The following is a 21,088-nucleotide window of genomic DNA, read 5'->3' as shown; positions in this document are numbered from 1 at the left end:
CATAATAGCATTTGCCGGCCGGCGATGACTAGTAGGTAAGGAGTGAACATGATGGAGAGAGATAAACAGAAGAGCACTTTGGCTCTGCTGGCACTTGCGATCAGTGCTTTTGCCATTGGTACGACAGAATTCATCAGTGTTGGGCTGCTTCCGCTTATTGCTGACGATTTCCATATATCCGTTACAACTTCCGGGCTTACCGTTACGCTATATGCTTTGGGCGTTACATTCGGCGCCCCTATCTTAACATCCCTGACATCCGGCATGTCCCGCAAAACGCTGCTGCTATGGATCATGATCATCTTCATTGCCGGCAATACGCTGGCCGCTACAGCAACCGGCATTGGCTTTCTGCTGGCGGCTCGAGTCGTCTCGGCGCTAGCACACGGCGTGTTCATGTCCATCGGCTCCACCATCGCGGCGGACCTCGTCCCCGAGCATCGGAGAGCCAGCGCGATTTCGATTATGTTCTCCGGACTTACCGTCGCAACCGTGACCGGCGTGCCCATAGGAACTTTTCTTGGACAACAACTGGGATGGCGAGCTGCCTTTATGGCTATAGTAGCTGTAGGCATCCTAGCTTTCATAGCCAATCTAACATTGATCACTTCCAACTTGCGTAAAGGTTCGACGACACCGCTGAGCGAGCAAGTGAAGCTCGTGACCAACAAACGGCTGCTGCTTTCTTTTATCATCACCGCTTTAGGGTACGGCGGAACATTTGTAGTCTTCACTTATTTAGCTCCGCTGCTGCATGACATTACCGGTTTCAAAGAGAGTACAGTCGCTATACTCCTGCTTGTCTATGGGGTAGCCATTGCCATCGGCAATGTAATTGGCGGCAAAGCGGCGAACCACAAACCATTGTCAGCCTTGTTCTATATGTTTGTCATTCAGGCAGCCGTCCTATTCTTATTGATGTTTACAGCCCCTCATCCTGTCATAGGTCTAATCACAGTATTTTTCATGGGCTTGTTAGCCTTTATGAACGTGCCGGGTTTACAGGTCTATGTCGTTATGTTAGCCGAGCGGTTTGCGCCAAAAGCAAAAGACGTTGCATCCGCAATGAATATTGCCGCCTTTAACGCGGGCATTGCCCTTGGAGCCTACTTAGGCGGAATCGTGACCGATTCCATCGGGCTGATCCACACCACATGGGTAGGCGCGCTCATGGTTCTCGGCGCTGTCCTCTTAACGGGCTGGGCACGAAGATTAGAAGCAAAAGATACAGCACAACAAACTACAATTTCAGGAGGCTATTCCCAAGATGAAACATTTACAAGACACAACCAAGCTACACAATGATGTTACGATGCCTTGGCTTGGACTCGGCGTGTTCAAAGTAGAGGAAGGTCCTGGATTGGTGAACGCCGTCAAACATGCGATTCGCCACGGTTACCGCAGCATTGATACAGCGGCCATCTATGGCAATGAAACCAGCGTAGGCCAAGCGATTCATGAAGCTATGCAGGAGAACGGAATTGCACGAGAAGAGCTGTTTATTACATCTAAAGTATGGAACGCTGACCTGGGTTATGAATCCACATTAGCAGCTTATCAAACCAGCCTGGATAAACTGGGTTTGGACTATTTGGACTTGTATCTGATCCACTGGCCGGTAAAAGGCAAGTATAAAGAAGCTTGGAGAGCGCTTGAAACTTTGTACCGCGAAGGCCGTGTCAGAGCGATCGGGGTGAGCAACTTCCAAATCCATCATCTTGAAGATGTTATGAAAGACGCGGAAATCAAGCCGATGGTGAATCAGGTAGAATTCCATCCGCTGCTCACGCAACAAGATCTGCTTTCCTTTACGAAGGAGCACCACATCCAACTGGAAGCCTGGTCCCCTCTTATGCAAGGCCAGCTTTTAGATAACCCTGTGCTCACCGCGATCGCGGCGAAGTATCGCAAGTCTGTCGCACAGATCATCCTGCGCTGGGATTTACAACACGGCGTTGTTACGATTCCAAAATCCACAAAAGAACATCGGATTAATGAGAATGCAGACGTATTTGATTTTGAACTATCCGCTGAAGATATGGCGCAAATCGATGGACTGAACCAGAATTTGCGCGTCGGCCCGGATCCGGATAACTTTGATTTTTAATTTTTGATATACTGGAGTAAAATAATAAAAAGCGAAATGCCGAATTTTTGATTCGGCCTTCGCTTTTTTCTTGTTGGAAGGTGCTGTTCATTATGATTTTGCATAAAGGCGAGACGTTATTCCGCCAGGGGGAATCCGGACCTCTGTATCACCTGAAGAGCGGCTTATTAAAAATCGTCCGCGTCCATCAGGACGGCTCACAGATTCTGGTTAATGTCATTGTACCCGGGGAGACGATTCCGCATCACTCGCTGATCAGCCCCAATCCCTATTACGGAACGGCTGTCTCGCTCACGACCTGCGAAGTGGAGCTGCTTTCGCCAGAGGCCTGGTATGGCGAACTGGAACGCAACCCTGAGCAGTACCGCGACATCGCGCTGCAGCTGCAGGATAAGCTGCGCATGATGCAGCGCAGGATCGACCAGCTCACAGAGGTTGCGCCCTCGGAGAAGCTCCGCAAGCTGGAAGCATGGTTTCACGCTTATTTTCCCTCCGTGCGGTTGAACGAGCTGTTGACCCAAGATGAGATCGGCCAATTTATCGGCCTGCGCCGCGAAACTGTCAACCGGCTTCTTCGCCAACAAGCAGGCGCGAATAAGCAGTCTTAATCAGCTCCTGAAACTCGTTACCGTACTCCTGCCGGTTCAGCCGGTTCAGCCTGCTCCAAGCTTCCTGCCGGTCCAAAGAATTCATAGTGGATGTCAGAATCGCTAACGCCCAGTTCTTTCAGCAGTCGATTGACGGTGCTCATGAATTTCACCGGACCGCAGAAGTAGAAGCTTGCATCTGTAGTCGCTATGATTTGCTGCAGCCATGGCAGGTCGATATAACCTTCCTTGTCGAATTGACCCAGCTCTCGATCAGCATCTGTTGGTCTCTCATAGCACCATTTGACATTGACTTGCGGTGAGCGGCTCGCCAGATCCGTCACCTGCTGTTTCAGCGCATGTACGTTCCCGTTCTGAGCTGCGTGAATGAAGGTGACTTTGCGGTCTGGGTTCGTATGTGCCAGGGTCTCCAGCATGCTCACCATCGGCGTTAAGCCAACCCCTCCGCTGATCAGCACCACAGGACGCGCATCCTGCTGATCCAAGGTGAAGGTTCCTGCCGGCACTGAGAGCATCAAGGTGTCGCCTTGCTTAATCTCGTTGTGCAGATAGTTGGACACTTTACCTGCCGGCTTGTCTTGATATACATCCTCCCGCTTGACGGAGATGCGGTAATACGGTTTATCCGGGGAATCCGATAAGCTATATTGGCGAATATGCGTATTTGCCTCTTCGGGAATCTCCAATTTCACACTAATGTATTGCCCCGGCTCAAACGACGCCACGGCTCCTCCATCCTCCGGCACCAGATAAAAAGAGGTAATTACATCGCTTTCCTGCACTTTACGCGCCACACGAAATGCCCGATCGCCCGACCATCCGCCGGTTTGCTGCTCCGCTTGCGCGTACATGTCGGCTTCCACGCCGATAAACGCATCGGCAATTACGCCGTAGGCTTCCGCCCATGCCTGGATGATTTCGTCTGTCGCCGCGTCGCCGAGCACGTCCTTGATCGCAGCAAGAAGATTCTCACCGACAATCGGGTAATGCTCCGGCTTCACGCCGAGACTGCGGTGTTTATGCGCAATCTGCTTTACAACTGGGAGGATCGACTCCAGCTTTTCAATATTCACCGCAGCTGCATACACAGCATTGGCTAGAGCCGTCTGCTGCCGGCCTTGGTGTTGATTCGCGTGATTAAATATATTCAGCAATTCTGGATGAGCTGTAAACATCATTTGATAAAATCGTTTCGTAATCGCGGTGCCATGGATTTCTAAAACCGGTACGGTCGATTTGATGACTTGTATTGTTTTCTCACTTAGCATCAGGATCTCCTCGTTTCTCTCTTGGGATGATCCCAGTATATAAAAAGCGGCGCCCCCACTTTGTGATTTCAATCACATTAAATCGTAACGATGTGTGAATCGGCTTCCAACATGCTGCACAACAAAAAACCCTCCACACAGAGGGTCCGTCTAGCCGCACATTCATTCCTTTTTATGAAGCCATCTTTTGAAACCTTCTCACAATGTCTATCACATACTTGAGTATAATCGATAATCCGCCTATGAAATAAACCACAATAACAATCCATCCCGTAGGATCAATCGCCACCATGGACAACAGAAAATTCAGCGGTATCACGTAGAACATAATATCTTTTAAATAACCAAGGAATGTTGTGTCGAAGGACCCAGCCCAGAACGATCCGAATAGGGCGATCATAAAGTCAAGCATCATAAATCCGAAAATAGCCCAAAGCGTATAAGTTAGCCAATCTGCCAGTGTCATTTGTATCACCACCTTTTTACACAGTATGCTTGGAAGAAGGACTGGTGAGGGAGAAATGGAAATTTCGTTGTTTTGGATATGATAAACAGACAGTAGATCAATGAAGGAGATTCTTCCATGGTTTTCCTGCTTGATATGATTCTGAATCTAGCTGTTCTCTTTTTATTTTTGAAACTAAAGATGAGACTGCACATCCTGGAAATATTTATCTATTGGCTAACTGCATCTTATTTCTTTCAAAATTATTCCGCCCTGTGCGTGATGAACCTCAAAACGTTACTTATTCCTGATCAACTTAGCCTCGCTTATACGCATTTTTAGATCGAATCCTACTTTTTCCACTTCTGATGGTCCTATTTCTCCGCTATTTCTTCATACTCAACACGCGCTATAAAAACATGGGCCTCGTCGCCACGATCGATTACTTTTTTATTACCTCACCCTATAAGCTTTATTATTTCGGTGATAATACGAGCTACGAGCTCTCTGCGGCTCTTTACCACTTTTTTGTGTACCCTTGTTCATCCGCCGTCTTTTTATTCATTTATGATAAATGGAAGCTGTATGGCCGGAAAACCGCCTGGTACATTTTCATCTGGACCTGTTTCTCGCTGTTTTTGTGGCTCAATGTCATCAACCACACCTTAACGTACACCGGCTGGAAACTTTATTATTCCATTCCCGTCTATCCCATTGCCGCGGTTATGTTAATCATCGTATATCGGATTTCAAAAAAGAAGCTGCACGAGCTGTCGCTGCTTAGGCTTTATATGCATCGGCGTGGAGAGAAATAAAAAAGAAGGTATCCCTCAGCCAATATCCTGGCTTAGGGGACACCTTCTTCCTAGTGATTTTACTGCACTTGATCCGGGAGCTGATCCGTAAAATGTTCCACGCCAGCGCTATCCCACTTGGATTTGTGCGATACGGAAGACTCCTCGATATGCCCGAAACCCCAATACTTGGCTGGCACGTCTGGGAACGTCGGTTTGATATCGGCAAGCAGTCCGCGATACAGCATTTGATTAATCAACACGACCGCCTCTACCCGGCGAATCGGGCTGTTCGGCTTCACAGTGCCGTCTTCATAGCCACTTAGCATATGATTGCGATACAAAGCTTCCATATCAGCCATCGCCCAGTTGCCTTTAATATCTTTAAAATGGAGGTTAACCGGTGTTCCTTTATTCACCTTCAGAAACTTAACCATAACCGCTGCAAGCTCTGCGCGGGTAACCGGCTGATCCGGCTTGAAGCTGTGATCATCGTAGCCCGCGAACAAGCCTTCAGCTGTAACAGCCTTAATGTAGCCATAAGCCCAATGCTTCTTGCTTACATCTTTATAACCAGGATCAGCGCCGTCATACTTGCCAATCAAGCGTGCCATAATGGCGGCAAGCTCTGCGCGGGTCAAGCTGCGATCCGTTTTGAAAGTTTGATCCGGATAGCCTGTAATATAACGGTAATGTTCATGATCACCGAAGCGGTTGGAAACGACGTCCAATTTCACAGAGGACTTCGCCAAATCCCGATTTTTCAGAGTTCCATCGTAAATGAAAAATGTGGTCAGTTCCATTTGCTGCTCTTTTCCGTTGATCTGCGGCAACTGGAGGATTGGTTTAAACGTTACTGTCGGTTTGGAAGCCTGCAGCGGAACTTCCCAAGTAATCGTCGAGCCATCCACCTTACCCCCGTTGGCATCTACCACTTGAACACCTGTCGGAAGCTCCAGCTTCACTGTTCCAGTTCCTTCATTCGTACCGGATAAATTGCCGAACTCTACCGTCACTGGAACTTTACTGCCTTCTTCATAAACACTTTGTCCGATTAGAATATTCGTTGCTGCGTCCACGACTGGCTTAGTCGTCCCCTGAGGAGTCGAAGACACTGAGACACTGCCGCCGCCACCGCCGGAGCTGCTTTCCTTAGGCGACATTGTAAAATCGTGGCGAACAATTGCTGTTTCTACTGAGATTGTCGGACTTGTATAAGTATTAAAACCTTCTTTAGTAGCAACCAGATAATAATCGGTTTGCGGGTACACCATGTAAGCGTAGTTACCGAAGCTATCGCTATTCTGCGGGTTGGCATTATTATTCGGAGCAAAGCCTGGCATCGCCGGCAGTGTTACACTCGAATTCGGTGCAATGCCCTTGCCGTGGTTACGCGCAGTATCGGCATAATACAAGACAACGTGTACGCCATCAATAGGTTGATTCGTAGATGCATTTGTAATTGTACCGTACGGGTCAATCAGCTCTTCGTCAATATTCAATTGACCGTCGTCCGTCACGCTGACAACCGGCAGTGTGCCATCTGCGCGCTGGTTGATAATGATTTCTTTGCCGTCTGCATGCTTATAACGAACTTCCAGCGTATATATGCCTTGGTTGACGTTCGAGGCGCTAAATACGCCGTCCGCTCCGACTGGGAAGCCCTTCGGCTCCCCAGTTACCACATCCACAATATAGTGGCCGGCTGTATCCTTGAAGTACACCAGCAGATTGCTCTCAACCGGCGGCGCCAGCTTCGTCAAACCGCTGGAATCTTTGCTGTTCACGATACCGCTAATCGTTTTGATGGATTGGAAGTTTTCCCTACCCAAACCCGTAACAACGCCTACATGGGCCGTCTGAGCAAACGTTACTTCTTTGCTCTGCCCGTCTAGTGTGACCGTCTTCGTAATGGCAATATTGTAATCCGAGTCACCACGCGGAATAGCAATGGAATAGCTGCCGTCAGGTCCGGTTACCGCTTCCCCTGTGAAATCAATAATGCCATCGCCATCAAAATCTTTGGTTACTTTCACAATCGCCCCTACAACGGGATCAGGCTTGCCGTTGCCATCCGCATCCTGGTTCGTTGTCACGATGCCCTTCAAGCTCGCAGGCTGGAAGGTGACAATAAGTTGTTCAGTTGCGTACAAGTTATGTGTTGAATCGTCCACTTTTGCTGTAATTGGAACGTTTTGCGATATAATGCCTTCGATTTTTTCTGAACGGTATGTCACCGTTGCTTCCCCTTGAGCATTCGTGACTGCAATTTGCGTAAGGTGCGGCGCATTGGCTGCATCCAGGAGAGCACCTCGCGGTGCCGAGAATTCAACTTCAACACCAGGGATTGGCAGTCCGTCTTTATCTGTCAGAACTGCTTTCAATGTTGACGTGGAGACACCGTCCCCTACCATTGCCGTAGGATTAGCCGAAAGCGCCAGATTGAATTTCACCAGCTCGTAGTCGCGTACGATTTCCGTGCTTGTGAGGTCCGTCGGCAGTGCCGAAATAACACTTTTCTTCGTTCCATAGCCATCGCGTTTAATGACGATCAAATAATTTTTCGTTTTAATGTGGTCAAAATGGTACTTGCCATCCACTCCGGTTGTGTATGTCTCACCGATCTTATTCGTTCCCGTAGGATCGTACAAAGTAACCAGCGCATTCGCTATCGGCTGCTTCGTAGCCTGATCGGTAATGGTGCCTCGCAAATTAATTTCAGTGCGAATGTGATATGCGTTATCTTCCAGAACACGCCGCTCATCCTCTTGCTGTGTAACCTGATTGTTGCCATCATAAGCGGTGAAAACTGCTTTCAGATCACCTGCGGCCATGTTATCGGACAACCGATAGTTTGTAGTGCTCCAAATCTTTTTCCCGTCTGCAGCTGCGGTTTCCCCATTCATTAAGAGGAGAGAAACTTGATCCTGCCCGACCGTTGCAACGACTTTCTCCGCTGTCACGGCGCTTGCCGCGGACAACTTCAACGGGTCGCCAGGCGCTGCTATGACATATGGCAAGGTTTCATGCTGCGCACGGTTACCGACCCAGCCATCCAGCGGTGTAAACGCATTGACCTGGATTTGAACAGTGCCAGGCTCGCTGTCCGAATTACCGTCATTAACTACGTAAGTAAATGTATCTGAGCCGACATAATTAAAGTCCGGCGTATAAGTCAAGGAACTGCCACTGCCTGTTAGCGTGCCGTGTGCCGGATTTGTTTGTACTTGATAAACCAACTGCTCTGCCGGTGTATCCACATCGGAGCCTGTCAGAGTAATACCTACGGAGGTCTCCTGGTTGGTAGTTACGGTTTGCGGGTTACCGACAGGTTTGTCGTTCACCGGTGTCACCGTAATGTTTACCGTTGCCGGGTCACTTGTTGCTTTGCCATCCGTTACCGTTAAGGTAAAGCTGTCCGCACCGTTATAGTTCGGAGCCGGTGTATACGTCGCCACATTATCTTGGATTGTCACTGTGCCATGTGCAGGTGGAGTAGCGATCGCGTAAGTGAGTTGATCGTTGTCCACATCTGCCCCAAGCAAGGTGATGTCCGTGCTCTGATCTTCCGCTGTCGTTGCATCTTTGCCGCTGGCTGTAGGCGCATCGTTCACCGGTGTCACCGTAATGTTTACCGTTGCCGGGGTGCTTGTCGCTTTGCCATCCGTTACCGTAAAGGTAAAGCTGTCCGCACCGTTATAGTTCGGAGCCGGTGTATACGTAACGTTTGCGCCGCTGATTGGACCTAGTGTTCCATGTGCAGGCCCGGTGACAATGGCATAGGTCAGATTATTTTCATCTGGATCCGTGCCGCTCAACGTGATCGTCTTACTTTGATCTTCATCCGTTGTCACCGCTTGTCCATCAGCCACTGGCGCATGATTGATCGCCGTTACGGTAATCGTAACTGCTGCCGGGGCGCTTGTAAGCTTGCCGTCCGACGCGGTATAAGTGAAGCTGTCTGGTCCGCTATAGCCAGCAGTCGGTGTATATGTCACATTCGTGCCATTCACTGCGCTAAGCGTACCATGCGCAGGTCCGGTGCCAATGGCGTAGGTCAGATTATCTCCATCCGCATCAGAGCCAGCCAGTGTAATCTGTTTGGCTTGATTCTCATCTGTCGTGACGGCTTGCGGCGCCACGACAGGCGCGCGATTGCTCTGTATGACGTTAATACTGACCATCGCGGGTGCACTTGTCGCCTTGCCATCCGCTGCAGTAAAGGTAAAACTATCTGGACCTGCGTAATCTTCCTCAGGTGTATATGTCACATTCGCACCGTTCACTGCGCTAAGCGTACCATGCGCAGGTCCGGTGCCAATGGCGTAGGTCAGATTATCTCCATCCGCATCTGTGCCGGCCAGCGTAATCAGCTTGCTCTGATTCACTCCCGTATCGACGGACTGCGATGCCGCCACCGGCGCACGGTTGCCCTGTGTGACGGTAATGCTGACCACAGCTGGTGCACTTGTCGCCTTGCCATCCCCTGCAGTAAAGGTAAAACTATCTGGACCTGCGTAATCTTCCTCAGGTGTATATGTCACATTCGCACCGTTCACTGCGCTAAGCGTACCATGCGCAGGTCCGGTGCCAATTGCGTAGGTCAGATTATCTCCATCCGCATCAGTGCCGGCCAACGTAATCAGCTTGCTCTGATTCACTCCCGTATCGACGGACTGCGATGCCGCCACCGGCGCGCGGTTGCCCTGTGTGACGGTAATGCTGACCACAGCTGGTGCACTTGTCGCCTTGCCATCCGCTGCAGTAAAGGTAAAACTATCTGAACCTGCATAACCTTCCGCAGGTGTATATGTCACATTCGTGCCGCTCACTGCACTAAGCGTACCATGGGCAGGTCCGGTGCCAATGGCGTAGGTCAGATTATCTCCATCCGCATCAGTGCCGGCCAGCGTAATCAGCTTGCTCTGATTCACTCCCGTATCGACGGACTGCGATGCCGCCACCGGCGTACGGTTGCCCTGTGTGACGGTAATGCTGACCACAGCCGGATCACTGGCTACAGTCCCATTTGTCGCGATAAATGTAAAACTATCCGTTCCTAGATAACCTGGCGCGGGCGTGTACGTTACTGTACTACCGCTCACTGGTCCTAAAGTGCCATGCGCAGGTCCAGTTTGAACGCTGTAGACCAGTGTTCCATTATCCGCAGTAGCCCCTGTCAACGTAATACTTTGAGGTGTATCTTGCGCGGTTGTTACGCTCTGCGAGTTAACCACCGGCTTCGTTGGAGCTACAGGCGTATCTTTGGTTACTCCATTTGTAAATACAGATTTCGTTACACCGCCGGAAGCACCGAAGTCGTAAGAGAATTGCCTTTGCGATGTGCTTCCTTGCGAACCAAGAGGCCCCGTGTTCCCGCCTACCAAACTAATCGAACTAATCGGATTCTTATAATAGACTATCGCAGAATCGCTTTTGTCGAACACCAGTCCATTAATAGAGGTAGAAATCCCTCTAAACTGAACGCGCCCGCCTGTCGTCTCTTTGACTGATAATTGCGTACTTGCATCTACTTGATAGCTTTGGAAACCAGAAGCCTCAACATACTCCGTGAGTGCACTCGAATTTCCATCAATATCGATGACTGTCATATAAAAGTCTTTAAGCTGTACGACATCTGCCGTACCCAGCGTGCCTAAGCTTAAATTCGCCGAATGCTTATAAAAGTTAACGGTAAAAGTGACTCCACGGTCTCCCTGACCGTTTGTACCATCCGTATAAATGACAGGGTTAAAGCGGCCATCATACGTGCTATCAGGCAAATCGAACACATTGATATGGGCGTTTGCATCAATCTTGCTGATCGTAACAACCGCGTCAACCGTGAGGGCTTGCCCATTTGTATCCGGACCCGTAAATACGTTGGTATACAAACATTGATCGCCAACGCTCCAGTTTGTCGAGGCCGAGTATGTAGAAGGATTCTTGGAGTTTGTACATGCCCCTGTCGCAGGCGTGTTAAAATTCATCTGAGTATGATTAACATTTACTTCAAATGTAGAAGCTGCTTGAGCCGGCTGTACAAAACCTGAAAATAGTGAATAACCAAATATGACAACTGCCAATAACACGCTTACAGTTGAACGAAATATTTTAAGCTGCAAAAATCTCAATCCTTTCCTCTCTCATCGTAGAATCAAACAATTAATGTAAATTTATGTAGTTTATTGTTGAATTACGCCCCCTATTCTGATCCAAATCATTACTTTTATCCTAAATATAATAAAGACTAACAACCTACTACTGGGTACTTAGAACTATATTTGTTTATTATTCCACGTTCCTCCTTTTAAATCAACGACAATCTTTTACAAGTGCAGATTAAATATGACATCAAACTCGCTTCTTGGGGGTTTTACTGAAACGTTATCTATTTGACTATTTATTGTTGTACCTTTAAGCAGCAATTCTCGCATATCTTATAGTAATCCACTATTCATAGAGAGAGGGGAATTGCATGAAAGTTGTTATTTTGGCCGGGGGGATGGGCACGTGAATCAGTGAAGAAACGCGCATAGTACCTAAACCAATGATTGAAATCGGCGGGCGACCCATTCTCTGGCATATTATGAAAATATATTCCTATTATGGGTTCAATGAGTTTATAGTTTGCCTGGGTTATAAAGGTCACGTCATTAAGGAGTACTTCGCCAATTACGAACTGCACGCTTCTGATGTCACCTTTGACTTTCGCAAACCAAGCAGACAATACCTGTCACCGCAAGTAGACCAATGGTCTGTCACACTGGCTGACACAGGCAGTGACACCATGACAGGAGGGCGAGTGAAGCACATCCGCAAATACATTGGCGACGAACCGTTCCTTCTAACATATGGAGACGGAGTTATCAACGCCAACATTCTTGATATCGTTAGCTATCATCAGTCGCATGGCAAACTGGCTACTGTAACGGCAATCCAGCCTTTTGGCAGATTTGGCTCTCTCACTATCGGCGAAGATAATCAAGTTTCCAGATTTAATGAAAAGCCGATGGGTGACGGTGGATGGGTCAATGGAGGTTTTTTTGTTTTACAGCCGAAGGTCTTGGATTACATTGATGGAGATGCAACTGCATTTGAAAAGGAGCCCTTGGAACAGCTGGCAGCAGCCAACATGACGGGTGAAATCCAATTTCAACTGGGCTCATTCCGGCTCAGCGACCGTGTCACTAACGATCTCCTTATGGGCGGAGTTGGATCTACGGTCATTCAAGAAAGCAAAGTCAAAAATCTTCTCGACTCACTTAGGCAAAGCCAAGAGGGCTTGGTTGACGCTAACCAAGACCCAGCCTTGACAGCTGCGAATATCGCCGTGATTCGCCAGCTCTTCAGCCAAGCGGAGACAATGATTATCACTGCAATGGACGCACTGAAACAGGAAGACAAAGCGGTTATGAGCCTTCTGCAAAAATTGAAACTCAAAGGGCTAATAATAAATAAAAGGATAGTTGGACTGCTGAAGTTATGCAGTCCAACTATCCTTTTGTTCGTCTAAGCCGTCAATCTCAGCAACTCAGCACATCCGCGGCGCCATTGCTTCCAACAATGACGGTTTGTGCGACCTTCAAAAATAAGCCATGTTCAACCACGCCTGTCATGGCATTCAATGTATCATTGAGCTCAGAGGGGCGTTCAATCTTACCTATATGCAAGTCGATGATATAATTGCCGCTGTCTGTCAGATAGGGTTGTCCATCCACCTTCCTTACTGCCGGATTGAGCCCTAGTGCCGCCAATCGCGACAGGACATGCGTATGCCCAAATTTCGTAACTTCAACTGGCAAAGGAAATTGACCCAACTGCTCAACTCTCTTCCGCGAGTCGACGACCCAGATCACCTGCTTGGATGCTAGCGCCACAACCTTTTCAAAAAATAATGCCCCGCCGCCGCCCTTAATCGCGTTAAACTGCTTATCGACTTCATCGGCGCCGTCAATGGTGAGATCAATGCTTTCCACCTCATTAATGGAAACAAGCGGGATCCCCAACGACTCCGCCAAATGCGTCGTAGCCGCGGAAGTCGAAACTGCCTTTATTTGCAGGCCGTTCTTAACCAACTCTCCTATTTTTACAATGGTAAAATACACCGTTGACCCTGTTCCTAGACCAAGGATCATTCCGCTCTTTACGAACTCCACGGCCTTCTCGCCGGCCAGCTGCTTCTCATTCACTCCGGCACACGCTCCACATAGGCCTCATCGGGTCTGCCACTCGTATACGTAATGTTGCGGCTCGCCATATCGACCAAGTAATATTGTACTCCCGCTTCCGCCATCGTTTTCAAAAAGTCCGTGTAGGTTGTACGATGCTCCTGGTGATGCCTCAGCCCTTTTTGCACCTCATCGGCTTGAAATCTGTCCGCAATCTCCAGCCTCTCCGCCATAGTGGAGTGCCGGTCCTCATAGCTGTCAGCATCTCCATCATAAATAGTGACATTATCCGTCAGATCCGTCCGGTAAGAAGTTACCCCTGCTGCGGCTAATGCTTGGAAAGTTTGGGGATAAGGCCACTTCTCCTGTTTAGAAACCTCAATAATTCGCTTTACTTCCGAAATATCCATAGCCATCTCTCCTTTTATAGCTAGTATACCCCTGAATTTGGCAAGTAAAAAGCATCCGTTTATGGCGGATGCTTCATTGCTTATACATTTTATATGGCCAGCCGTTTCCAAGCTGGATATTCCTCCAAATAACCGCAATCGCTTAGCTCTTTTAAAGATTTCCGTATACTTTGATGATCCTCACCGGATTCACAGGCCATTTCCAGCAGCTCTTCCAAATCAATATTTGGATTGTCCTTGCAGAACAAGAATAAGCCCTTGGCCGCCCATGAGAGGCGGTCATCCATGAAATCGCCAACCATGCGCCGATAAAATTTATTGGACAAAATCTTGAGCTCCACAAGGTTTTGCAACGCCTTTATCATCTGTTTGTCACTCATTCGGCCAAGCTTGGAGATGTTCTTTAACTCAGGAATATGCGTTTCTGAAGTCGTGCTTTTGAGTACGATATAAGCCATTTGCGTATAAATATCCAGATCGGGCTGGCGAAAAATTTCCTCATAATGCGTATAACCGCGTGTACTTTCGTTTACCTGTTCAGATGACATTCGATGTCCCCCTTTGCCTATAATCGGAGTTCACCCGCCTGCTTATTGCTCTACCCCTCAATTACGTTGGTCAAACAGTTTGCCGGCATTCCGGCTGGCTTGACGAAAAATGTCTTCCAGACTGTAGCTTATCTGGCTGCTGGCAACCGGTTCGTCCGTGGGTCCCATTTGATCCTCGTCCCCAACGGGTTCTTCTATGAAATCAGCATCATCTGAGAAGGGCTCATAGACGCTAGATAAGTTTTTCTCGCTAGATGGTATCGTCAACGAGGGCTCTGCGAGAATATGTTTGATGAGGATTTCCATGATTCCCTGGCTGAACGTCCCTTCTGTTTTCAACTGATTCATATAGTGGATGACCTGAGGTGGCGTGTCTGACGGAATATAGAGCGTCACATCCTTACCTGGCGTAACCAGAACCGTTGATCTCCGTTTCTTCAATCCGAACCGCTCCCGCTCTCAGTTCCTCTCTCAGATTCGATGCTTGCCGCCACTTCAACAGTTCGTTTCAAGGCATGCTCCAATAAAAAGAACGTACCACGAGCGTTGCGGAATTGGCTGAAATCCGAATGGTCGAAGCGAATCGGCAGACCGAGCTCCGCGTTGAGCTTCTCAATCCAAGGCTGGAGGACGACAGCTCCGCCGCCAATAAACCAAAATTCATTGGCATAACGTACATGCTTCCAAGAATTGCGAGCGTATTTCAGCACTTTTTCCGCCAATATTCGCATGTGGCGATTGACCAGATGGGTCATGTCAAAAGCAACTTTACCCTCTGCGTAGATTTCATACTCCTTGTTCACCAGCATCAGCGTTAATTCCGCCGTACTTGAAATTAACTCCTCGCCTTGCGCGTTGATCTCATTGCGAATGCTTTCCAAGGCGTCGTTCAAATAAATTTTGGCGCCGGTGGAATACCGCTGGTCCAAATCAAGCCCTGGTCTGAAAAACGCGATGTCCATATCGACGCCGCCTACGTCCGCGATGCCGAAGCCCTTATGGGACAATTGCGTCTTAGACGTTGCCTCCATGTCATAGACACCGGACACATCATCAATACTGATATCTGTCGGCAGCATAAACTCCATCTCGATGGAGACTCCCTTGAAAATTGGTGTCGTCACAAACGTCACGGAGTGTACGCCGCCAATAATCTTTTGCGCAAATTCGTCTCTGAATTTCGTAATTTCTCTAATCGGGAGCCCTGTCCCAAGGTTAACAGCGGCTTTGATTCTATTTTTACCGCGTTTAATTGCCTCTTCGTGCTTCTTAGCAATCGCGTAGGCTGCCGCTGTAAGGAGAGTGACCATCGTTTCAGGTCTTTGCGCCTTCTTTTGTACGGCTTTATCCCCAACGATTTCATGAACGATACCTTCGTCGCCAATCGCTAGATTGCCAACATACACATGGCGGTACTGCTCCGTATCAATCGCATGGGACGTGATCTGAACGTCCAGGAAGTCCAAGGGATCCCCCTGTTCCATCAGCAAATAACGCTCCCCAAAAGGCTGAGCCACCACATTCGGAAAAATAAACGTGTTATTCAAATTGTCATATATGCCTTTAATGTGACTGCTGCCATTATCAATGGATAAATCAATGGTTGTGGTAAGAATATCGGGTCTAGCCATGTCTATTTCCTCTCCCAACCTCATTTGATAGTAAATAGGTTCGAAGTAGGGACAGCGTTTTAGTGGGTTATTAGGAATTTTTAACAGTTTTGATTTGGCTATGGAATGAAGTTTAACGTTTAAGATTTGAGGTTTAACGTTTGAAGTTTAAAGTTTAAAAGTTAAAGTTTAAAGGTTAACGTTTGAGGTTTAAACTTGATGGATGTTTCCACGTGGAACAATGCAAAGAAGGTCATCCCTAAGGGATGGCCTTCTTATTGGGGGATCAAGCGTATGCTTGCCTCGCCATGTTTATTTCAAATCATAACGGTCTGCGTTCATAACTTTCACCCAAGCCGCGATGAAATCACGCACGAATTTTTCTTTGTTATCGTCTTGCGCATAAACCTCTGCTGCAGCACGAAGGACAGAGTTTGAACCGAACACAAGATCAACAATCGTCGCTGTACGTACGATTTCACCTGTTTTACGGTCACGTCCTTCGTATACACCGCCGTCTACAGGCTTCCATTGAACGCCCATATCCAACAGGTTAACAAAGAAATCGTTCGTAAGCGTGCCTACACGATCGGTGAATACGCCGTGTTTCGTGTTGTTGTAGTTTGCGCCTAGTACACGCAGGCCGCCAACGAGCACGGTCATTTCCGGTGCAGTAAGCTTCATGAGCTGCGCCTTGTCGACGAGAAGCTCTGCTGGACTTACGCTATACTGCTTCTTCTGATAGTTGCGGAAACCGTCAGCGACTGGCTCAAGCACTGCAAAGCTTTCTACATCGGTTTGCTCCTGCGTTGCATCACCGCGACCGGCAGCAAACGGAACAGTAACCTCAAAGCCTGCATCCTTTGCAGCTTTTTCTACAGCAGCGCTGCCGCCTAGTACAATCAAGTCCGCCAAGCTAACTGGCTTATCGAGTTCTTTTTGGATGGTTTCCAAAATCGCAATGACTTTCGCAAGTTGTTGCGGCTGGTTCACTTCCCAATCCTTCTGTGGAGCGAGACGGATGCGGGAACCGTTAGCGCCGCCACGCATGTCGGAGCCACGGAAAGTGCTGGCCGAAGCCCAAGCCGTTGTTACCAGCTCACTGACTGTAAGTCCGGAGGCCAAAACTCTAGTTTTAAGCTCTTCAACTTCTTGATTTGTTAATTCATAATCGACAGCCGGTACAGGATCTTGCCAGATCAGAACTTCTTCAGGAACTTCCGGACCTAAGTATCTTGCACGAGGACCCATATCACGGTGTGTAAGTTTGAACCATGCCCGTGCGAATGTATCCGCAAACTCTTCCGGATTCTCATAGAAACGGCGGGAAATCTTTTCGTACGCCGGATCCACGCGCAGCGCCATATCCGCTGTAGTCATGATCGTCTTCACCCGAATGGAAGCATCTTCTGCGTCTGGGGCGAGATGTTCTGCGACTGGATTAATAGGTGCCCATTGATGTGCGCCTGCCGGGCTCTTCGTAAGCTCCCATTCGTATCCAAAAAGCATTTCGAAGAAGCCATTATCCCACTGCGTCGGATTGGCTGTCCAAGCCCCTTCGATACCGCTGGTGATGGTATCGCGGCCTTTGCCGGATCCGTGCGTGCTAAGCCAGCCTAGACCTTGAGCTTCAATAGAAGCGCCCTCCGGCTCTGCACCAACATGTGCTGCATCTCCCGCTCCATGCGCCTTACCAAACGTATGTCCGCCGGCCACAAGCGCGACGGTCTCTTCATCGTTCATTCCCATCCGTTTGAACGTTTCGCGGATGTCACGCGCACTGGCAAGCGGATCTGGTTTGCCATTCGGACCTTCCGGATTCACATAGATAAGACCCATTTGAACATTCGCAAGCGGGTTCTCCAGCTCACGATCGCCTGTATAACGCTTATCGCCTAGCCATTCCGTTTCAACACCCCAGTAGATGTCTTCTTCTGGATGCCAAACATCCTCACGTCCGCCGCCAAATCCAAATGTCTTGCCGCCCATGGATTCAATAGCGACATTACCTGTAAGCACGAATAAGTCAGCCCAGGAAAGCTTGTTACCGTACTTCTGCTTAATCGGCCAAAGCAATCGACGAGCCTTGTCGAGGTTGCCGTTGTCAGGCCAGCTATTCAGCGGTGCAAAGCGCTGTGTGCCTGTACCTGCTCCACCGCGGCCGTCTCCGATACGATATGTACCAGCAGAGTGCCAAGCCATACGGATAAAGAATGGACCATAATGACCGTAGTCAGCCGGCCACCAATCTTGACTGCTGGTCATTAGATCACGAAGGTCCTGCTTCAGGGCCTGATAGTCTAACTTGGCAAATTCCTCTGCATAATTAAACGCTTCGCCCATCGGGTTCGTTTTTCGGTCATGCTGATGAAGAATGTTTAAGTTCAACTGGTTTGGCCACCAGTTTCTATTTGTCGTACCGCTAGTTGTGTGACTAGTTGCGCTGCCGTGGTGGAATGGGCATTTGCCTGCGTTAGCATTTGTATGATCCATGTCGATCCCTCCAAAATTTATAATTAATATTAAATAATAATTATTCTAATTATATTTATAAGACTATTTATAGCAAAAAGCAACTTTTTTTTAAAGTTCACAATAAACATGTTCAAGCTAATATATGTCCACTCCTGCCAAATATGTCCACAAAAAGTGATGTGAGCGCTATGAGCGGCTTAAGTGAAACGCAAAAAAGGGCTAGAACGTCGTTTGAGTTCTATACCCGATTTGATTCGCTTCCTTTGCTTACCTCCTCTAATAATCGCTTTGACCGGCACTCCAATATGCGGGCCGCTAGACACGCTATCCTTCCGTTTCACCGCCTCTTTCATAGCCATGTCCGTCCCAGTTACACTTGGCTGGATCAAGCTCGCGTACCGCGGCAAGCCTTGTATAAAGTCCAGTTGCTGGCCGCCATACACCCGCTTAGTTTTTTCACGCAGCAAACGTTCGGCTTCAGCATCCCACATCGGCGGGTGAGGCATTCTATATACATTCACTCCAGTTATGACGATGGTCGTCGCTGCCCTGCTTTTGAAAAAAACGACGAGAGTGTCGTGGAGCGCATCAGTAGCAGCGGAAAAAAGCGGCGAGAAAAAAATGACTGCTAACACTATGTGCTCATATCCCTTTATAGGCGAAAAAAAGGCCATCCTGGGGGATGGCCTGACTGTATGATCTAATGCCTAACGTGTTGAAGCTCCATCCACTTTTCCTTTAAAGACTTCAAATCCTCAATGAAGAACCTTAGTAAATTAGGTCTCCTTCGTACTGCAAGTGGGTGATAGGAGAAACTAATGGGTGTACTTTGAAACTCGTGCCAACTGCCTCGTAATTCCTTGACACTAACATTCTCCATATCAGGGAATAAGGCCTCCGCTACAACGTTACCAAATCCAAATAATATAAGCGGTTGTTTCTGCAAGAGCTGCATCTGCAGATGAGAAAGACATGCTGCTCTAGCCTCAGGCTTATTGTAAGCACGTCTGGGTCGGCATTTAAGCAAGTAAGTGACATAGACGCCGTTTGTATCTATTCCCGCCTCTCTCATGCCAAGTTGAAGCGTTTCTCGGGTACCGCACAAAAATGAGTTGCCTTGTTGATCATCCCGCGCTCCTGGGTTATCCAGGATCATCACAAGTTGACGCACTCTGATTTCCTTCACCCCAGATGACACGAGTCCGCTGCTTGGAAAGTTCGCAAAGCTCACAATGCTCTACACCCTCCGGTGCTTGTTCTTCAGTCAAAATTACAAAGGGATGATTCATTTCCGTGTCATGCAGCTCCTTCCTTTCGATAGCAACATATCCATTATGCCCACCCAAAAGAAAACTTGCATGATTGTTAGGGACAAACGTTTACTTCCGAGCATCCAGAACAAACATAGATGCATCTTGTCCCATAAATATTTTACTTCCCGTATGAAAAGTTTCGGAGCTAATCCCCCTATAGCCTATTTGGGTCATCCTGTCAGCCAGCTCATCTTGGTTGAATCCGTTATGAACGAAATCTGACGCTACCTTTTCATTTTTATCAAAATCTACAATTAGTAAATGCCCGCCTTCATTCAGAACATCAAAAAGCCTTGCTAACACGAATTCAATATCCTTGATATGCAGCAGAACTTGAGCCATAAATATATAGTCCGCTCGAAGATTCGATAGGTCATCCGCTTCAAAATCAAAGCATAACGTATCTGCATTCTGAATTTGAAGATCAGAAACTTTCTGTTTGATTTGGTTAATCATATTCGCTGATGTATCCAGAAAAAGTATCGACTTAAATTCGTCTATCAAGTTCAAACCGACAAGACCTGTTCCGCAGCCAAAATCAATCGCTTGCTTACTTTTAGCATCAACTAAATAATTACGAATGGCGTCTGATGATACCTTGGCAATCTGGACCCTTTCAGGCGTGTCATATATATTAGCGATCATTTCAAACTTATCGGTATTTCCCATTCGTATCTCTCCCTCATTTTTTGCTCCAAGAATCCTTTAGCGAGACAATTCGGTTAGCCGTATCGGAAGAATTGGGCGAATCACCATTTTTCCCCACGTACTTAATAGAATGGATATGTGTTTTCGTAAGGTCGATGACTTCTTTAATAAATTCCTCTAACGACTCCTTAAAGTCATTCTTGATCCACATCAGAATCAGTCCATAAAAACCAAAAGCCGTATAGCGTTTAAAATAGTCCATATTGACTTGCGCGTGGTTTAAGGTTTCAAAAATAAATTGTTCCTTATAGATCTTCAAGATAGTTTGTGGAAATTCCGTATGCAGCCCCGGTAATGTATCGTCATATTTAATAAGCTCAAAGAAATCGCGGTTTTCATAAATGTAACTAATAATAGCAAACGAAGGTGCGTTTAGCTTATTTGCATATATCTGCTGTCCAGGGTAATACGGTTGGCCAACGGAATCCTCCAGGCCCTGAATCATAGAAGCAAGCATGTCCTCAGCCAATAGTATTTTATCCTGATAATGCACATAGAAGGTGCTCCGATTATAAGCGGCGCAATCCACGATGTCTTTTACGGAAACGTTATGATAGCCCTTCTCTTTAATGAGTTTAATAAAAGCGGATTTCAAATGCTCTTTTGTCCGATTTCGTTGTCGATCATTCAT

17 protein-coding genes and 1 pseudogene are annotated in these 21,088 nt (G+C 47.8%); 5 read left to right on the top strand and 13 right to left on the bottom strand.

The genetic code is table 11. The features are described 5' to 3' along the window. The first annotated feature begins 51 nt into the window (after nt 1-51). The 3 genes from O9139_RS29025 to O9139_RS29015 all read left to right on the top strand — a co-directional run bounded on the left by O9139_RS29025 (nt 52) and on the right by O9139_RS29015 (nt 2,715). Nucleotides 52-1,305: an MFS transporter gene (locus tag O9139_RS29025; protein ID WP_270885374.1), complete on the top strand. Its 1,254-nt coding sequence runs from the start codon at nt 52-54 to the stop codon at nt 1,303-1,305. Beyond that, nucleotides 1,268-2,107, top strand: coding sequence for an aldo/keto reductase (locus tag O9139_RS29020; protein ID WP_270885223.1), 840 nt, complete (start codon nt 1,268-1,270; stop codon nt 2,105-2,107). Before O9139_RS29025 ends, O9139_RS29020 begins: the two co-directional genes overlap by 38 nt. Before the next feature lie 92 nt (nt 2,108-2,199). After that, on the top strand, nt 2,200-2,715 hold the full coding sequence (locus O9139_RS29015; RefSeq protein WP_270885222.1) for a Crp/Fnr family transcriptional regulator: 516 nt from the start codon (nt 2,200-2,202) through the stop codon (nt 2,713-2,715). Nucleotides 2,716-2,732: 17 nt separating this feature from the next. Here O9139_RS29015 and hmpA read toward each other — a convergent pair whose 3' ends face one another. Further along, on the bottom strand, nt 2,733-3,983 hold the full coding sequence (hmpA, locus tag O9139_RS29010) for an NO-inducible flavohemoprotein (RefSeq protein ID WP_270885221.1): 1,251 nt from the start codon (nt 3,981-3,983) through the stop codon (nt 2,733-2,735). A gap of 172 nt (nt 3,984-4,155) precedes the next feature. Continuing rightward, nucleotides 4,156-4,449 (bottom strand): hypothetical protein, encoded by a 294-nt coding sequence (locus O9139_RS29005; RefSeq protein ID WP_270885220.1) that lies wholly within the window; start codon nt 4,447-4,449, stop codon nt 4,156-4,158. Between the two features lie 398 nt (nt 4,450-4,847). On the opposite strand from O9139_RS29005, the gene O9139_RS29000 reads away from it, so the two are divergent. Beyond that, the gene (locus tag O9139_RS29000) at nt 4,848-5,243 is read left to right on the top strand and encodes a hypothetical protein (protein WP_270885219.1); all 396 of its coding nucleotides are present in this window, start codon (nt 4,848-4,850) and stop codon (nt 5,241-5,243) included. A gap of 59 nt (nt 5,244-5,302) precedes the next feature. Here the strand turns inward: O9139_RS29000 and O9139_RS28995 are convergent, their stop codons facing one another. Then, nucleotides 5,303-11,116: an Ig-like domain-containing protein gene (locus O9139_RS28995; protein ID WP_270885218.1), complete on the bottom strand. Its 5,814-nt coding sequence runs from the start codon at nt 11,114-11,116 to the stop codon at nt 5,303-5,305. Between the two features lie 623 nt (nt 11,117-11,739). On the opposite strand from O9139_RS28995, the gene rfbF reads away from it, so the two are divergent. Then, the gene (gene rfbF, locus O9139_RS33230) at nt 11,740-12,738 is read left to right on the top strand and encodes a glucose-1-phosphate cytidylyltransferase (RefSeq protein ID WP_333743057.1); all 999 of its coding nucleotides are present in this window, start codon (nt 11,740-11,742) and stop codon (nt 12,736-12,738) included. Between the two features lie 10 nt (nt 12,739-12,748). Here rfbF and rpiA read toward each other — a convergent pair whose 3' ends face one another. The 10 genes and pseudogenes from rpiA to O9139_RS28940 form a co-directional block, all read right to left on the bottom strand. Beyond that, nucleotides 12,749-13,414: a ribose-5-phosphate isomerase RpiA gene (gene rpiA, locus O9139_RS28985; protein WP_270885217.1), complete on the bottom strand. Its 666-nt coding sequence runs from the start codon at nt 13,412-13,414 to the stop codon at nt 12,749-12,751. Further along, nucleotides 13,411-13,803: a DUF1398 family protein gene (locus O9139_RS28980; RefSeq protein ID WP_270885216.1), complete on the bottom strand. Its 393-nt coding sequence runs from the start codon at nt 13,801-13,803 to the stop codon at nt 13,411-13,413. The genes rpiA and O9139_RS28980 overlap by 4 nt, the downstream gene beginning before the upstream one ends. 89 nt (nt 13,804-13,892) lie before the next feature. Beyond that, the gene (locus tag O9139_RS28975; protein WP_270885215.1) at nt 13,893-14,351 is read right to left on the bottom strand and encodes a hypothetical protein; all 459 of its coding nucleotides are present in this window, start codon (nt 14,349-14,351) and stop codon (nt 13,893-13,895) included. Nucleotides 14,352-14,408: 57 nt separating this feature from the next. Then, nucleotides 14,409-14,792: a hypothetical protein gene (locus tag O9139_RS28970; protein WP_270885214.1), complete on the bottom strand. Its 384-nt coding sequence runs from the start codon at nt 14,790-14,792 to the stop codon at nt 14,409-14,411. Further along, complete coding sequence (locus O9139_RS28965; RefSeq protein WP_270885213.1) at nt 14,789-15,982, bottom strand: ParM/StbA family protein; 1,194 nt, start codon at nt 15,980-15,982, stop codon at nt 14,789-14,791. The genes O9139_RS28970 and O9139_RS28965 overlap by 4 nt, the downstream gene beginning before the upstream one ends. A gap of 291 nt (nt 15,983-16,273) precedes the next feature. Next, nucleotides 16,274-18,454 carry a catalase/peroxidase HPI gene (katG, locus tag O9139_RS28960; RefSeq protein WP_270885212.1) on the bottom strand — a complete coding sequence of 727 codons (2,181 nt, stop codon included), beginning with the start codon at nt 18,452-18,454 and terminating at the stop codon, nt 16,274-16,276. Nucleotides 18,455-18,633: 179 nt separating this feature from the next. Beyond that, nucleotides 18,634-19,071, bottom strand: a complete 438-nt coding sequence (locus tag O9139_RS28955) for a hypothetical protein (RefSeq protein ID WP_270885211.1) — start codon at nt 19,069-19,071, stop codon at nt 18,634-18,636. Between the two features lie 65 nt (nt 19,072-19,136). Continuing rightward, nucleotides 19,137-19,725: pseudogene (locus O9139_RS28950) on the bottom strand (uracil-DNA glycosylase). 90 nt (nt 19,726-19,815) lie between these two features. Beyond that, nucleotides 19,816-20,418: a class I SAM-dependent methyltransferase gene (locus O9139_RS28945; RefSeq protein WP_270885210.1), complete on the bottom strand. Its 603-nt coding sequence runs from the start codon at nt 20,416-20,418 to the stop codon at nt 19,816-19,818. 13 nt (nt 20,419-20,431) lie between these two features. Continuing rightward, nucleotides 20,432-21,088 (bottom strand): TetR/AcrR family transcriptional regulator, encoded by a 657-nt coding sequence (locus tag O9139_RS28940; protein ID WP_270885209.1) that lies wholly within the window; start codon nt 21,086-21,088, stop codon nt 20,432-20,434.

This window comes from Paenibacillus aestuarii, from assembly GCF_027789125.1.
In the GTDB taxonomy this organism is placed as follows: domain Bacteria; phylum Bacillota; class Bacilli; order Paenibacillales; family NBRC-103111; genus Paenibacillus_E; species Paenibacillus_E aestuarii.
This window is presented reverse-complemented; position numbering and strand designations above follow the sequence as displayed.

Bases quoted from the DNA above. Each gene is read 5' to 3' on its own strand.
- O9139_RS29025 (WP_270885374.1), top strand. From the start codon at position 52: ATGGAGAGAGATAAACAGAAGAGCACTTTGGCTCTGCTGGCACTTGCG.
- O9139_RS29015 (WP_270885222.1), top strand. From the start codon at position 2,200: ATGATTTTGCATAAAGGCGAGACGTTATTCCGCCAGGGGGAATCCGGA.
- O9139_RS29000 (WP_270885219.1), top strand. From the start codon at position 4,848: ATGGGCCTCGTCGCCACGATCGATTACTTTTTTATTACCTCACCCTAT.
- O9139_RS29020 (WP_270885223.1), top strand. From the start codon at position 1,268: ATGAAACATTTACAAGACACAACCAAGCTACACAATGATGTTACGATG.
- O9139_RS28980 (WP_270885216.1), bottom strand. From the start codon at position 13,803: ATGGATATTTCGGAAGTAAAGCGAATTATTGAGGTTTCTAAACAGGAG.
- O9139_RS28975 (WP_270885215.1), bottom strand. From the start codon at position 14,351: ATGTCATCTGAACAGGTAAACGAAAGTACACGCGGTTATACGCATTAT.
- O9139_RS28940 (WP_270885209.1), bottom strand. From the start codon at position 21,088: ATGAATGATCGACAACGAAATCGGACAAAAGAGCATTTGAAATCCGCT.
- hmpA (WP_270885221.1), bottom strand. From the start codon at position 3,983: ATGCTAAGTGAGAAAACAATACAAGTCATCAAATCGACCGTACCGGTT.
- O9139_RS28945 (WP_270885210.1), bottom strand. From the start codon at position 20,418: ATGGGAAATACCGATAAGTTTGAAATGATCGCTAATATATATGACACG.
- O9139_RS29005 (WP_270885220.1), bottom strand. From the start codon at position 4,449: ATGACACTGGCAGATTGGCTAACTTATACGCTTTGGGCTATTTTCGGA.
- O9139_RS28965 (WP_270885213.1), bottom strand. From the start codon at position 15,982: ATGGCTAGACCCGATATTCTTACCACAACCATTGATTTATCCATTGAT.
- katG (WP_270885212.1), bottom strand. From the start codon at position 18,454: ATGGATCATACAAATGCTAACGCAGGCAAATGCCCATTCCACCACGGC.